The sequence below is a fragment of the Flavobacteriales bacterium genome (assembly GCA_020635395.1).
Taxonomy (GTDB): Bacteria; Bacteroidota; Bacteroidia; order NS11-12g; family UBA9320; genus UBA987.
The window spans coordinates 289412-304132 of the sequence record JACJZV010000003.1 but is presented as its reverse complement, the minus strand read 5'-3'; the positions used below and the strand labels follow the sequence as shown (position 1 = coordinate 304132).

Genomic DNA, 14721 nt, shown 5'->3' with positions numbered 1-14721 from the left:
TTAAAACAATTGAGTGATACGAAGCATCGTGTCTCTTCTATTTTGCCAATAATAACGACCTATTCCGCTGATAATGAATGCCAAACCGGAAAGGAAAATCCAGTATGGGAAACTATGCGGAACGTATTTTAATCCCATATTTTTGCTGATGTCAAACAAATCGGTCCAGACAAAATCAGGAATAACCGCTGCCGAGAATTGCACGTAGTCCACACAAAAACTGACGATACAAACTACCGAACCCACTATGAGCAGCAACCAGTTTAAACGACCAATGGCGACGTTGTATTGCCGGTTCATTTGGTTTAAAACTACTGTAAAACCAATCATTATCAAAGAAAGAAGAACAGGAGCCCAAACGGGGCCAACCCAAATTACTGGAATTAGAAACAACACATCCCACGTGGCAACCGATGCAGGCCAACCAAGGAAAAGTTTTAGAAAAACGTAATAAAAAATGTCCCACAGGGCAAAGGCATATAAAAACCAACCAAATCGGGTGTTTTTGTTGTGACCAGCCAAATAGCCCACACCAATCAGCATAACAATGGTGGCCACCTCACGCCAAAGCTCAACGGCAGCCAAGTTTCTACCTATTGGTTTTAATGGAAAATCAAAGCCTTCGGGAAAACAAAGTTCTCGGAGATACACCACTACAGCCGTTTCTAACAGCCCCATGGCAATGGCAAAAATGCCTAAATACAGATAAATTTTTGAAAGTGATGTTTTCATTTTTCGTGTTTATTGATGTTTACTTCGCCGTGGCGAATTGTTGAGTGAATGATTTATTTGCCCAATAATCTGCCAAGTTAAATGACCGGAAATCCTCAGAATCATTCGTGTATATATACATACCTTGCCTCTGGAAGTATTCCGATTCGTTATCAGTCATTTGAGACAAATGAGGATATAATAAATGTGCATTGTTTGGCCCCAAACCAATCAAATACCAATAGTCGATGCGGTTTTCTTGTTTTGGAATATGCGTAAGATTGTATCGGGTAATGATATTCGACCAGTTCGGTAATGAACTCAAAATGAGTGCAATAGCTACTGAAAATGTACAAAGTTTATATAGGCTTAAAATGGATTTTTTTTGCAAAATGGTATAGACAGTTAGCATTAAACCGACAAAGCACAGGGCGAGATAGAAATAGATAACGATTCGTTTTTCTGTAAGTCCGTAGTGAAAGATGTAGTCGTGGTTTCGCAACACGTTTAAGAACACAAAAACAACATTAAGAGCAATAAAAATATGGTTGGCGGTGAGCTGCTTTTTTCGGTTTTGTGTTTGGGCGTAGCTGCCTGTCAGCACACTTAATACCCCGGCAAAAACCACACTCACTATGGAAGAGTATATGCCCTGATGCAAATATTGCCAATGACTCAAATTTTGGGGCAACTCACCTTTTAGTCGGTAAAAAATATCGGAGGCCACTACCACCAAAAGCAATAAATTGAGTCCCCAAATGCCAATCAACCACCCCGTGGAAGTATTTGGGCTATTGACAAACTGATCTATTTGTTTTGATTTTCTGATAAAAAGTGTTACGAAGAGTTTTTGGACAAAAGCGGGTACAAAGGCTAGAATAAATGTACCGGATATCAATATTCCTAAAATGGTTATTGCAGCAAATTCTGGAAAATCGGCCCAATGCAACGTGCCGACCAAACTGCGAAAGGTGGGCGAACTTTGATAATAAAAGCCTCCAAAAATCAAGAGCAAAAAGAGAGGAATTACTACGGCAATTGCTCTTTTGGGGGCGGTCGAGTTGCTTTTGTTTAGACTTTTTAAAATTTCTATAATTGTTAGAAAAGGGGAGAGGAGAAGGTTTAAAAAACCCATAAAAAAGGCAGAAAAAGGCTCAAATTGTGGTAAGACAAGGCCGATGGCGGCAACAAAAAAGGCCACAATGGTGGTAAAAAACGACCAACCAAAACCGTTTAAAAATACTCCGGCTCCGGCAACCATTAAACCGATAAGGACAATTTTTTGTTGAAGGTTTTGGGCATACATCCATCCGGCAAAGGCAAAAAAGAGTGAGGCCGCAAAGACGTTAAGCCCAAACCCATCCGTTTGAAAAAAGCATAACACAAAAATGAGGGTTAATGTACTGATAATTAATATTTTGGGTTGTGTTTTCATATTGTATATATGTTAAAAATTCATTCCGAAATACCAGGTTATTTGTGTTAAAAAGCAGATAAAGTCAACTGTCGGTAACATCAAAATGAGTATCTGAAGGCATTTCTGTAATACGGTTTTTTCTTTGAAAGGTGTTTGAATAAACGATTCGATTAATAAACCAAAAAAGGAAATACTTACCAATAGCTTAAAAGTGGGAATCTCTATAGAGTGATTAATATCAAAATAAAAAATGCCAACCAGAAAAATTAAATGAATTGCAATAGGAACAATAGTGAGGTTGTATTTTGCAATTGATAAAGAAGCTTGTTTCGAAAATCGGATGTTAGAAAACCATGCTCTTAAAATACTGTAAACAGTCAGTGCAGGTAGCGAGAACATAAAAAGGATTATCAAAACCCACCCGATACCAGTTATTATCTTGAAACCGTCGGTTAATATTTCAGTTATTGTTTGCATTTTTCAACTTATTAGTATTCAACTTAATAAAGACAAAAAGTATCCCCGCTATAAGGCCAAACGAACAGTCGAACAATTGCCAAACAAAGGGAATGTGCCGAACGGAACCCATGATGAACGCCAATGGAAAAACGGCAGCCGAGCTTATGAGGCCAAAAGTTGCCAACCATTCATTTTTTATTGGGTCGTTGTATAGCCCAATGTAAAGAATGGCTAATAGTATATGGGCAAAAACCATCCAATCTGTGCCGTACCAAATAAATGGGTATTGATTATCTACCACTGATACACCTTGTTTTACAAATGGCAGCCAATCGGCCAGAACTGGAATTTTTATAAAAAAAGAGTTTGTCAACAAATCCATTCCTTGTGGGACGAAGAAACCCGTCAACCCTGCAATGAGCAGTCCGAGTTGAATTATTACGGTTAATATTCTTATTGCTTTCATATTGTAAAGTACTTTGCAATTCAAAGTTTAAATTCAAAAAAAAATTAAGTCGTCCGGTTTATCAATTGTTCAAGGGCATTCAAATGTTCCTGAAATGCTTTTCTTCCAAATTGTGTTACTCGATAGCTTGTTTTGGGACGTTTGCCTATAAATTCTTTTCTAACCTCCACATAGTCAAGTTTTTCTAAAGCGGTGATGTGGCTCGAAAGATTGCCGTCAGTCACTTCAAGTAGTTCTTTTAGGCTGTTAAAATTCATCCAATCGTTTACAAGCAGCACACTCATAATGCCCAACCGAACCCTACTTTCAAACGCTTTATTTATCTTTTCTATCATTACTTTTTTAGATGTTAGATAGTAGAATGGAGATGTAAGACTTTTGATGTAGGTTATTTCCTAGCTTCTGTCAAAGAAGCCTTACAAAAAATCTTACGTTATCTAACCATATCTTTATTTTTTACATAGATCAATGTTGATCTCTCATTACTAATATCTCAAATCTCAATACTCAAATCTCAAGCAAGTCTCACATCCCAATTTTATTTCCTTTCAAACCTCCACCACATATAGATGCCATATACAATGTGCAACACACCAAAACCCAACGCCCAATAATATAATCCATGGCCAATATCGAATGCCGAAATTAAACCAATACAAACCTCAAATATGCCCAAAAAGCGGATGGTTTCGAGCGAATATTTACTTCCGTTAATGAGTGCCAAACCATAAAAAATGAGTGTCAGCGGAGCCACCAACCCCCAATAGCCATGATAGAGAAAAATAGCACATAGCACGCCTCCAGTAGCCAATGGAATCATCATGTTTATGAGCAACCTTCGAGCTATTTTATCAAACATTTTTTGGTTGTTTTTGTCAGCCCTGCGTTTGGTTAAAACATATCCGGTAACGAATGAGAAAAACATGACCACCAAACCCAACAGCACGAAAAAGATAATATCCTGATTGATTCGACCCTCATATATGGTGCTGTAACTCTTGATGTATTCTTGGTAATTTTCTGAATTGGTAATTCGACGATGTGCCATATAAGCTCCCGCAAGGGCATATAATCCAGCCATCACACCACTAAGGCCACTCAGCGATATAAATCGGGTAGAGCGTTCCATCATCGAACGGATTTCTGAGAGCTGCTCTAAATGATTATTTTCTTTCATTCAAATAACTTTGAGATGCAAAGTAAATTTAAGTTTTTGGATTGTGCAAGTTTTTTTAATTTCGTTTTAGAGTTTCTTAATTATTGTATGCCATCAAATCCTTTGTCTTACATTCTTTTTTTGTTTATAGTAGTACTAACTCCATTTCTCAATAATTACCATTTCTACATAATTGATGAATTGCAAAGGAGGTTTCCGAGCAAAAAGATTGAGCGATATTCTTATTTGGTTAATTTTTGGAGGGGTAATTTTACGTTTGAATTATTTAGAAAGTCGGTAGTTCCAACGCTCACTAAATCAGAGAAAAGGAAGTTTTATCTATATTGCATGTCAGTATTTTTTTGGATTTCGTCAGGCGTCATTCTATTTGTTTTGGCAATTAAAAATGAAATATAGATTATTCTGATACTTATTTCTCTACCACAATACTGCTGCCTACGCAATTGGCGGCAGTAAATACTACTTTTTTGCTTATAACAACAAGTTCAATTTGTGCATGCTTTACACTTTTTAAATCTGAATGAATCGATGTTTAACGATTCACATTTTTCTTACTCTCTTTAAGAGCTTGTTTATTATCGCACAAATTGACCTATTTTGCTTATTTCAACCCAAACTGCGTTAAAATTTCCTCAAATAGCTCTCTGCTATTCTTGTCAATTTTGCCTTGTTTGGAGTAAAATAATTCCAAATTAGCTTTCAATTCGGAGATAATAATCAGGCTCTAACCCAAAACTCATCTTGCCAGTCCTCGGTTATCGAGTTAGAATGTGCGTGCTCAACATGGTTCAATTGCTCTTCGCTGGCCACCTTTTGTACTTCGTTAAATAGAACCCTTTCCTCAAAACGGATGTGGGCTGCCAATTCTTGTTCGATGCTGACAAGGTTGCTCTCAATCATTGTGGCGGCAGTAAAAAGCTGCTCTAAATGCCGGTGTTCTGCCAAGGCTCTTTTTATCAATGGTTGATTCTTTTCTAAAATGGAAAAAACATAGTTTTCCTCAAATTCAAAATGAGGTTGGAGGTGGTTTTCCCAAAACCAATCGGTATATTTCTTTATACGTTCTGGGGCAATACCCAAACTTAATCCTTGCCGAATTTTCCATGACAACAATAAGCCATGGTGGTGTTCTCGACTTACGGGTTGCAGTGAGCGATGCCGTTTTATAGGCTCAGGCATAATTTGCTGTTTTTTCTGCTTCTATTGTTCTCGGAAATAGAATATTGTTTTCCAAGTGAATGTGCAAATGCAAATCTTCCTCAAATTCTTTCAGCAGTGCAAAGGCCGCTATATATGTTGCACAGGCATCAGCGGGTGGTGTATAATTATGGCTCAATTCAGACATTTTTCTAAACCGTTCTCCTTCGTTGTCGTGTTCAAGCATCATCATGCTTATAGGGTTTCGCACGGTGCCAAATGGTGGAGTCTGAAGTGACTCGCCATTGGCCATTGCTCGAACAAACGGAAACAAAATCTTTTCCTCCTTTTGAATATGTTGAAGCAACTCTTGGGCAGATGCCGTAAACAATTGTTCAAGTTCAATCAATTCTGGGTGATGTTCGCCGTGAACCATGGCAATTTTGTGCAAATAAGCTTTAAGCTCAGGAACTTTTTGCTCTATATATCGATGGTGTTTTTTTTCGATGTAATCGGCCAACAAATCGCTGTCCCAAGAGGCAAAGTCTGTTGTTGAATGGTTGGATTTTTCAGCCGCTTTATTCAATTCATCAATCAACTTTTCTGCATCAAGTTGGGCCTGTTGGCACACTTCGTATATGGTTCTATTACCCTTGCAACAAAAATCAATATTGTGCTGCTTAAAAACTGAAGCCGTGCGGTAGTCGGCGGCAACTAATTCGCCAACGATACTTTTTGTTGTGATATTCATTGTTTGAAAAATTTTAAGATTTAACCAATTTTATTCCAAAAATAGAAAGGCATACTACTTTTATAAATTCTAAAATAACATAGTAAAAATGGAGGTTTGAAGGTGGCACGGTTAGCCCCTGAATGTGCATTTCGGCTCGGAAATCAAGAGCAGGCAAGAGCCACACGGTTTGAAGCAAGACTATCAAAAAGGGAATAAGAATAAGCAGATGTTGCCACTCAAAACCTTTTATTCCTGCATACAACATACTTACAAGTATGGTAACGGAAAGCACTATTTCTACCCGATTTAAGGCTTTAAATACCAATTGCCCAATGCCCAAGCCCAGCGGCAATGTAATGCCGGGTGCCTGAAACTTTAACCAAGCCTCCATAAAGCTGATGGCTCCCACAAAACCTATCCAAATAAAAACGGCTGCCATTGCCACGGGGTATTTAATGGTTGAGTTCATTAATGAATGGTTTTGGTTTCACTCTTTTTAAAATATTCGATTTTGAGCAAAAACATTTCGGCCATTTTTTCTGCTCTCCACTTTGCTTCTTCCGCTTTTTTCCCAAAAAAATATTGATCTACCGTTTTAAAAAATAGCATTTTCCACCTTTCGAAATGCTCTTTCTCTATTGGCATTTTGGCATGTGGTGCAAACGGACTTCCATTATAGGTATGCTCGCTCAATAGCACCGTTTGCCAAAATCGGTACATTTTTTCTAAATGTATTGGCCAGTTATCTTTAATTACTGCGTTAAAAATGTTGCCCAATAAATCATCCTGCCTTATCCGGTTGTAAAAGGAATTTACCATTAATTGGATGTCTTCTATCGTTTCTATGTCTTTATGTTCTTTCAAATAGAATTATTATTGTTTAAGATCAACGTTTCAAAAATGCCAAACCCTCCTGCAATCCATTGGTAAGCTCGGCCACCGTGGTGGTTTGCAGCATTTGTCTTAAATCATCTCTAACAGCCTTAAACTTAAAGTGCATCGGACAGGGTTTTTGCTCATTGCATTGCTCTAAACCCAACCCACAACCGTTGTATATTTTATCTCCATCTATGGCTTCCACAATTTGATGAAGCGTTATGTCGGTGTGCCGTTTTATCGGAATTTCATAACCTCCGTTATGTCCTTTTACTGACACGATGATTTGATGATTGGATAATGATTGTAATATCTTTGCAGTAAACGCAACGGGTGAATCAATGGCGGTGGCTATTTGTTTTAAACTTACCCGCTGGTCGTGATGCGATTGATGGCAGATGTAAATGATTGCTTTAATTCCGTACTCACAGGCTTTTGAAAACATTTCGTCTGTTTTTTTTGGCAAAAGTAATGAATTTTAATTCGGATAAATTTGTCCGAATTGAAATTTGATAAATAAATGATATATGACAATAGCCGAAGAGAAGAAAAATCTAAGAGGACACATGCTTATGAAACGGGCAAAATTGGAAAAACGCATCAAAGAGCGATATGACCATTGGGTGTGCGAAAAAATTTGGACAAACATTATTGAACGTGCATATAGAACGGTGCATTGCTATCTGCCCATGGGTGCCGAAATTGATATTAACCCATTAATAGAGAGAATGTTAAATGAAAACATTGCGGTTGTTGTGCCTAAAACACTCCCTAACCGAAAGATGCAAAACCTCATTCTATACTCGTTGAATGAGCTGGAAAAAGGTGTTTTTGGCACCAGACATCCTGCCAATGCCGAGGTTTATCATGGAGACTATAATTTAATAATTGTACCCGGCTTGGCTTTTGATAGTCAAAATTTTCGGTTGGGCTACGGTGGCGGATACTATGATACTTTTTTGTTGCAACATCCGCAGGCATGCACATTGGGTGTTGGATACCCTTTTCAGCATCTAAAAAATATTCCGTTAGAGCCGCACGATATTCAATTAACCGAAACATTGCCATACCAGAAATACCCCGCTGTTGATGAATTTATGGGAATGTGAAGAATGGTTTTTCTCCCGTTTTAACCTAAAGCGGTATTGTTCTACTTCCCAAAAAAATGGGTGTAAAACCACACCAAATTTTAAGTGTGTATAAATTGAGCGAATTTTGCTAAAATGTAGAATGCAACATGCTGCCACCAAAACTTTTGTGTTAACTTAGCGGCATGAAAAATTGGTTTTATTTACTCCCCGTTGGTGCTGCAATTTTTGTGGCTTCTTGCTCTAAAAAAAATAACGAAACAAAGCAAGTTAACATTAGCGAAGAATCATACAATCAAGCTAAGGCCTTGTTTAAAAGTGTTTCTGGGCGTGCCACCTCGGATGAAAACCCATTGACTCCCGAAAAAATAGAGTTGGGCAAAGTGTTATATTACGATACCAGACTTTCTAAAGATGGCAACATCAGTTGCAACTCTTGTCATAATTTGGCAACCTTTGGGGTGGATAATAAAGCTACCTCTCCGGGCGATGATGGTACGCTGGGAGAAAGAAACTCACCTACGGTATTGAATGCCGCATTTCATTCGACTCAGTTTTGGGATGGAAGGGCAAAAGACGTGGAAGAACAGGCCGGAATGCCCATCTTAAATCCGGTAGAAATGGCCATTCCGAGCGAGCAATTTTTGGTGGACAGGCTGTCTCAAATTGCAGAATATAAAGACTTATTTGTAAAAGCATTTCCAACCGATGAAAATCCGGTTAGCTATAACAATATTAAAAAATCGATTGCCGCTTTTGAACGAACTTTAATTACCCCATCACCCTTTGATAGCTTTTTAAATGGAAATAAATCAGCCTTGACTGCACAACAGATAAGTGGCTTGGAAACATTTGTGAAAGTTGGCTGCACAGCCTGCCATAATGGTAGTTTGATGGGGGGTAATATGTTCCAAAAATTTGGGGTATATTCCGATTATCGCACACTTACAAACAGTAAGGTAAACGATGAAGGCAGGAAAAAGGTAACCAATCAAGAAGCGGACAAGGATATGTTTAAAGTGCCTTCGCTCCGAAATATTGCCAAAACGGCACCTTATTTTCACGATGGTTCGGTTTCAAACCTCAACGATGCGGTAAAAATCATGGCCAAATTAAACCTAAACAGAGATTTGACCGACCAAGAGATTAAAGATATTGTGGCATTTTTGGAATCACTGACTGGAGATGTACCCGAAAAAGCCAAAGAGATTCCCGCTATTCTCTCGGCTAAAAGTTAGGTTCTTTTACCATTAAACCCCTCGCATTGCGAAGGGCTTTTTTTGTGGTTATTTATTCTCTTAACGTTCCTGTATCGTTAGGTTGAGGCTTTATGAACCATTAGAGATTTAATCGATAGAGGAGTTTGAAGGAAACTAAGAGTGTTTATCCATCAACGTTCCCCCAACGGGAGACATGGAGGGAGACAAATCGGGCAAATAGGCAAAAAACGAACGAGGGTAAATTTTACCCTTATGTTTTGAACGAGAGTAAAATTTTGGTATTTTTGCCCTTGTATTGCAAACGAGCGTGAATCTTACACTTGAACAAAATGGGCAAATTCAACAAAGAAATACCATATAACAACTTACCGTTATTGCCGCCAAAGGCCGATATTGAAACGAAAGAAATACTTCGCAAAACGATTTCGGCAGGTAGAGCATTGGCTCAACTGAACGGAACTTTGCTCAACTTACCCAATCCGACACTTTTTTTAGACACGATTTATTTGCAGGAAGCAAAAGCGAGTTCGGAAGTCGAAAACATTATCACAACAAACGATGAACTTTACAAATCGTTAGTTGCAGATAAAAAAGTAGAAAATTCAGCAACCAAAGAAGTGTTGAGCTACAAAGAGGCACTTTGGTTGGGCTTAGAACAGTTAAAGAAAAAACCGTTCATCACAACAAATCTTTGTATTAGCATTGTACAATGTATCAAACAAAATACGGCTTCTATTCGGGTTATACCCGGAACAACTTTAAGCAACACAAAAGGTGAAGTAATTTACACACCACCAAGTGGCGAAAACGTAATTCGTGAAAAATTAGCAAACTTGGAAAAATTTATCAACGAAGATGAAAGCATTGACCCATTGATAAAAATGGCTTTAATGCACTATCAGTTTGAAGCAATCCACCCTTTTGCAGACGGTAACGGAAGAACAGGACGAATTTTATTGCTGCTGTATCTAAAACTTTCAGGTTTGCTTGACACTCCTGCGATTTATTTAAGCGAATACATCATCAAAAACAAAGCAGATTATTATAAAAGTTTGCGAAGTGTAACCGAAAACAACGATTGGGAAAATTACATTTTGTATATGTTGGATATGATTGAGGAAACTTCAATGAAAGGCCTGGAGCGTTTGAATAAAATCACAACTACAATGACAAAAACTGCGGACGAAATAAAGGCAAAATTACCTAAAATTTATTCAAAGGACTTAGTGGAGATTTTGTTTCGTTTGCCTTATACCAAACGCCAACATTTAATTGATAAAAATATCGGAAACCCCAAAACAGTAGGGAGCTACTTGCAAACTTTGGAAGAAAACGGATTTTTGAAATCTATAAAAGTTGGAAAAGAAAAATTGTATCTGAATGAAGGGTTATTAAAAATTTTAGAAGAAAAATAGGCAATAATTACAAACTTCAAATCCATGACTAATCTCGCTGTTTTTAAAAACTTCGCTTTGGATACAACTATAACCCTCCTCAAAGTAACGTCAGAGTCACTCGACCGGAGGCTCTGATGCCAGCGTTAGGTTAAAGGAAATGTATTTCTATGGTCAAGAAAAGAATTATCAGAGTCCTCTAAAGAGTGACTCTGATTGAACCCAAAAGAATTTTTATCTCATCAACCTTTTCAACTTCCTGTTAGTACAAAATACAAAGGAATGCCGGGATTCTCCGGTTCGGCATCTCCACCAAAAAGCAAGCCCTCAAAAAAATGTCTCTCATCATTTTCAAGCTCTGGTGCCAGTGCCTGATGTATTTTGTACATTAATTCGCCATTGGTAAAATATTTTCCATTATCTGCCACCAAAATTATTCTTTCTTCGTCGTGGTCTTCCTCCTCTTCGTTCCATTTAATGTACTGAATGGCCACATCTTTGTTTTCAAGAGCAACACCCTTAAAATCGAGATTTAATTTTGAACGAAAATCTATTTCTTCGTGATAGTTTTTTAATTCCTTTTCAAATTCTGCTTGGGTATCGAATGGGTCGAAAAAAAACGACCAAATAACATCTCTAAATAAATATTTTGAAAATTCCATTTTTATAATGATTAATTGTTAAACATAAAACCTACATGGATTGAATGATTTGTGCTTTTTAAAATATTCAAATTTTCTTTGGGTTATAGGATTTTGACCGTTTTCCAAATTTTTCATACGATTCAACGTTTCTGCTCCTTTTTTTCCACCAAGTTTATTCATTTCATACATCTCCGTTACGGCGGCTTCAAAGCGTGTCATTTTAAATGGCCCTATTTTGCCGTTTATCTCAAGTTCATAAATACCTCTAATTTTATCCATCCATACTTTCTTTTTAGCATTGTATTTTTTTGGTGTTACACCATCTGCTTGGTAGGGGTTTACTTCGTAAACGTGTTGATCATACCTTGCACCGACGGTCGGTTTGGTGGTTTGACCAACGTAACGAGCCTCTTTGCTTGCATTATCTAACTCATAAAACCGCACCTCAATCAATTCTTCCGAGTTAAAGCTGGATTTGCTCAGGCTTTTTCCGTTGTGTGTAAGTATGTTATTGTTGCCAACAAAATAATTATGAACATCGGCAACCTCAAAGTTGTAGGTCTTGGCTTCTTGCTCTTTAATGCAAATTTTTTCAATTTTCATCTTTTGACCCTTGTGATTCATTAAGCTCATATTGGTTTTTAATTCGGATGCGGCCATCCATTGATTGGCATCTACCAACCAAAATTGGTGCGAACCGGTAACTTTTATTACATCGTTGGCCAGATATAATTCTACGTATTTGGTGCAGAAGTTATTTGATATTTCAATAACAGGTTTTAAAATCGTTTTCTGTAATTTAAAATCATAGGCATATACCATGTCGCCCACTTTTATTTGTTCGATGGGTCTTTGCTCATTTTCCAACTTTACCATTGTCCCAGCCAAAAAACATATTGGTTTTTGGGGCGGTATTTTTAACAAATCTGTGTATTCCATAGCTCTTTGATAATCCTTTAAACGTGTAAATTTATTGTACATTGAAGAAAGAATGGTTAACCAAAATTATTTGAATTTATTTTTCTCTTCTCAATGCAATAAAACCAACTTTTTTACAAACCTGGCCATCAAAAATAGACCTAAAACAATCAGAAAATATTTTTTTTAAAACACAAAAATACTCTTACTTTTGCAGCCCTTTTTGAAAGGGAAAGATGCGGGCGTGGTGAAATTGGTAGACACGCCAGACTTAGGATCTGGTGCCTCGCGGTGTGAAGGTTCGAGTCCTTTCGCCCGCACTTTTTATCTTAAACAACGATTATTTTTCATCATTAAAAATTTTTAAACGCGTGAACGTAACATTTGAAGAGAAAGATGCTTTAAATGCATTGCTTACCATTGAGCTAACTAAAGACGACTATCAACCAAGCGTAGATAGTGAATTGAAGAAATACCGAAACAAAGCCAAAATTCCTGGATTTCGTCCGGGCATGGCTCCTATGGGTATGATTAAAAAGATGGTGGGCAACGCCATTTTGGTGGAAGAAGTTAATAAACTTGCCACCAATACCTTGTTCAACTATTTGCAAGAAAACAACATCGATGTGTTGGGGCAGCCCCTAGCCAGCGATGAACAAGCCCCAATTGATTTTGAAACTCAGGAGAATTTTAAACTGTATTTTGATTTGGGACTTGCACCAAAGTTTGATTTAAACTTTACACCAAAAGACAAATTAGTTCGATACAATATTTTGGTTTCTGACGAAGAACTTGCCACCGAGGTGGACAACAACCAACGTAGATATGGCAAAATGTTGGAAATTGATATGACCGAGACCGATCAGGACACTGTAAAAGGTTTGCTGACAGAGTTGGATAGCAATGGAGAAGCCTTAGAAGGCGGTGTTGAAGGAAAAGAAACAACGGTTTTGTTGGAACTGGTAAAGGATGCTGATACCCAAAAATCATTGTTGGGAAAGAAAGTTGGCGACATGGTAGAGCTGGATATTTTTAAATTTTTTAATGACAATGAAAAGGTTTTAGCCCGCACCTTAGAGCTACCTGTAGAAGGATTAAACGACATCAACAAAACATTTAAGTTTGAAATAACCGAGGTTAAACGCTTTGAAAAAGCGGAAATAAACCAAGAACTTTTTGATTTGGTGTTTGGCGAAGGAGCCGTAAGTTCGGAAGAAGAGTTTAAAACAAAACTCAAAGAAAACATTGCTTCTTACTACAACAGCGAGGCGGAGCATCAGTTAGAACACAGCATTTCGCATTTAATTCATGACAACCATTCATTGACACTGCCTGACGCATTTTTGAAAAGATGGTTGGTTAAAACCTATCCGGATACCTATACTGACGAAAACATCGACGAAAAATATCAGCATGAGGCAGGACATTTACGCTCGCAATTGATTACTGAAAAATTGGTAAGCGAGTTTAAACTTGAGGTAAGCAATGAAGAAATTGCCGATGTTTCTTATGGCTACACCGTGCAGCTACTTCGTCAATATGGTCTTACAAATCCGGACATGGAAACCATAAAATACTTTGAGCAAAAGAACAAAGAAGACCGCGATTTTATGCGAAGAGTGGGAGATATGGCCATTAACCGAAAGGTGATGCAGCAAATAAAAAGTATGGTTACCATTGAAACCAAAGATATACAGGTAGATGATTTCTATAAAATGATTGAACATCATAATCATGAACATAATCATCACTAAATGGTTATTTTTGGACAATATTTTTAACAATGGATTACGGTAAAGAATTTCAAAAATACGCAACGAAACATTTAGGTATCAATAGTTTACACGTTGATAATTACATTCAAAGCGTATATACACCTGTTGGTTTAACACCAAACATTATTGAAGAACGACAGTTGAATGTGGCTTCTATGGACATCTTTTCAAGATTGATGATGGATAGAATTATCTTTCTTGGGGTGCCTATCAACGACCAGGTGGCCAATATTATCATCGGTCAGTTGTTGTTTTTGGATTCGAATGATCCAAATCGTGACATTCAGATTTACGTAAATAGCCCGGGAGGTTCGGTGTATGCAGGGTTGGGTATTTACGATACCATGCAGATAATCAATTCAGATGTTGCCACCATCTGCACAGGCATTGCAGCCAGTATGGCCGCAGTTTTGTTGTGTGCCGGGGCTGCCGGTAAAAGAACTGCTCTAAAACACTCGCGAACCATGATTCATCAGCCATTGGGCGGAGCTCAAGGACAGGCCAGTGATATGGAGATTACCGTGAACGAAATCAAAAAACTAAAAAAGGAGCTTTACGATATCATAGCTCACCATTCGGGCCAAAAGTTTGATAAAGTTTCGGAAGATTCTGACCGAGATTATTGGATGACTGCCGAAGAAGCGAAAGCGTATGGAATGGTTGACGACATTTTATTAAACGCAAAAAAAATAAAAAAATAGCCTTA

At 37.7% G+C, this 14721-nt stretch carries 18 protein-coding genes and 1 tRNA gene; 6 read left to right on the top strand and 13 right to left on the bottom strand.

Features of this window, described 5'->3' with window-relative positions; genetic code table 11:
- From H6607_10745 to H6607_10695, 11 genes are all read right to left on the bottom strand, one after another.
- Positions 1-678, bottom strand: a complete 678-nt coding sequence (locus tag H6607_10745) for a hypothetical protein (GenBank protein ID MCB9262841.1) — start codon at positions 676-678, stop codon at positions 1-3.
- Positions 679-751: 73 nt separating this feature from the next.
- Positions 752-2146 (bottom strand): DUF4173 domain-containing protein, encoded by a 1395-nt coding sequence (locus H6607_10740; protein ID MCB9262840.1) that lies wholly within the window; start codon positions 2144-2146, stop codon positions 752-754.
- Positions 2147-2158: 12 nt separating this feature from the next.
- Positions 2159-2605 (bottom strand): hypothetical protein, encoded by a 447-nt coding sequence (locus H6607_10735; protein MCB9262839.1) that lies wholly within the window; start codon positions 2603-2605, stop codon positions 2159-2161.
- The gene (locus H6607_10730; GenBank protein MCB9262838.1) at positions 2589-3053 is read right to left on the bottom strand and encodes a hypothetical protein; all 465 of its coding nucleotides are present in this window, start codon (positions 3051-3053) and stop codon (positions 2589-2591) included. Before H6607_10730 ends, H6607_10735 begins: the two co-directional genes overlap by 17 nt.
- Before the next feature lie 44 nt (positions 3054-3097).
- Complete coding sequence (locus H6607_10725) at positions 3098-3388, bottom strand: transcriptional regulator (protein ID MCB9262837.1); 291 nt, start codon at positions 3386-3388, stop codon at positions 3098-3100.
- A 203-nt stretch (positions 3389-3591) separates the two neighbouring features.
- Positions 3592-4230 (bottom strand): hypothetical protein, encoded by a 639-nt coding sequence (locus H6607_10720; GenBank protein MCB9262836.1) that lies wholly within the window; start codon positions 4228-4230, stop codon positions 3592-3594.
- Positions 4231-4947: 717 nt separating this feature from the next.
- Complete coding sequence (locus H6607_10715) at positions 4948-5409, bottom strand: hemerythrin domain-containing protein (GenBank protein MCB9262835.1); 462 nt, start codon at positions 5407-5409, stop codon at positions 4948-4950.
- Positions 5402-6118: an iron-sulfur cluster repair di-iron protein gene (gene ric, locus H6607_10710; protein ID MCB9262834.1), complete on the bottom strand. Its 717-nt coding sequence runs from the start codon at positions 6116-6118 to the stop codon at positions 5402-5404. The genes H6607_10715 and ric overlap by 8 nt, the downstream gene beginning before the upstream one ends.
- A gap of 13 nt (positions 6119-6131) precedes the next feature.
- The gene (locus H6607_10705; GenBank protein MCB9262833.1) at positions 6132-6569 is read right to left on the bottom strand and encodes a hypothetical protein; all 438 of its coding nucleotides are present in this window, start codon (positions 6567-6569) and stop codon (positions 6132-6134) included.
- On the bottom strand, positions 6569-6919 hold the full coding sequence (locus tag H6607_10700) for a group III truncated hemoglobin (GenBank protein ID MCB9262832.1): 351 nt from the start codon (positions 6917-6919) through the stop codon (positions 6569-6571). Before H6607_10700 ends, H6607_10705 begins: the two co-directional genes overlap by 1 nt.
- 67 nt (positions 6920-6986) lie before the next feature.
- A complete protein-coding gene (locus H6607_10695; GenBank protein ID MCB9262831.1) occupies positions 6987-7421 on the bottom strand; it encodes an Rrf2 family transcriptional regulator in 435 nt (144 codons plus the stop codon).
- An 82-nt stretch (positions 7422-7503) separates the two neighbouring features.
- Here H6607_10695 and H6607_10690 point away from each other — a divergent pair, with 82 nt between their 5' ends.
- The 3 genes from H6607_10690 (at position 7504) to H6607_10680 (ending at position 10699) form a co-directional block, all read left to right on the top strand.
- On the top strand, positions 7504-8085 hold the full coding sequence (locus tag H6607_10690; protein ID MCB9262830.1) for a 5-formyltetrahydrofolate cyclo-ligase: 582 nt from the start codon (positions 7504-7506) through the stop codon (positions 8083-8085).
- Positions 8086-8249: 164 nt separating this feature from the next.
- The gene (locus H6607_10685; GenBank protein ID MCB9262829.1) at positions 8250-9302 is read left to right on the top strand and encodes a cytochrome-c peroxidase; all 1053 of its coding nucleotides are present in this window, start codon (positions 8250-8252) and stop codon (positions 9300-9302) included.
- A 311-nt stretch (positions 9303-9613) separates the two neighbouring features.
- Complete coding sequence (locus H6607_10680) at positions 9614-10699, top strand: Fic family protein (GenBank protein MCB9262828.1); 1086 nt, start codon at positions 9614-9616, stop codon at positions 10697-10699.
- A 230-nt stretch (positions 10700-10929) separates the two neighbouring features.
- Here H6607_10680 and H6607_10675 read toward each other — a convergent pair whose 3' ends face one another.
- Both H6607_10675 and H6607_10670 read right to left on the bottom strand, forming a co-directional pair.
- Positions 10930-11340, bottom strand: a complete 411-nt coding sequence (locus H6607_10675) for a hypothetical protein (GenBank protein MCB9262827.1) — start codon at positions 11338-11340, stop codon at positions 10930-10932.
- 18 nt (positions 11341-11358) lie between these two features.
- Positions 11359-12198 carry a hypothetical protein gene (locus H6607_10670; GenBank protein MCB9262826.1) on the bottom strand — a complete coding sequence of 280 codons (840 nt, stop codon included), beginning with the start codon at positions 12196-12198 and terminating at the stop codon, positions 11359-11361.
- A gap of 280 nt (positions 12199-12478) precedes the next feature.
- Here H6607_10670 and H6607_10665 point away from each other — a divergent pair.
- The 3 genes from H6607_10665 (at position 12479) to clpP (ending at position 14716) form a co-directional block, all read left to right on the top strand.
- Positions 12479-12560, top strand: a tRNA-Leu gene (locus H6607_10665).
- On the top strand, positions 12534-13994 hold the full coding sequence (gene tig / locus H6607_10660) for a trigger factor (GenBank protein ID MCB9262825.1): 1461 nt from the start codon (positions 12534-12536) through the stop codon (positions 13992-13994). The genes H6607_10665 and tig overlap by 27 nt, the downstream gene beginning before the upstream one ends.
- A gap of 29 nt (positions 13995-14023) precedes the next feature.
- A complete protein-coding gene (clpP, locus tag H6607_10655) occupies positions 14024-14716 on the top strand; it encodes an ATP-dependent Clp endopeptidase proteolytic subunit ClpP (GenBank protein MCB9262824.1) in 693 nt (230 codons plus the stop codon).
- Positions 14717-14721: the final 5 nt, after the last annotated feature.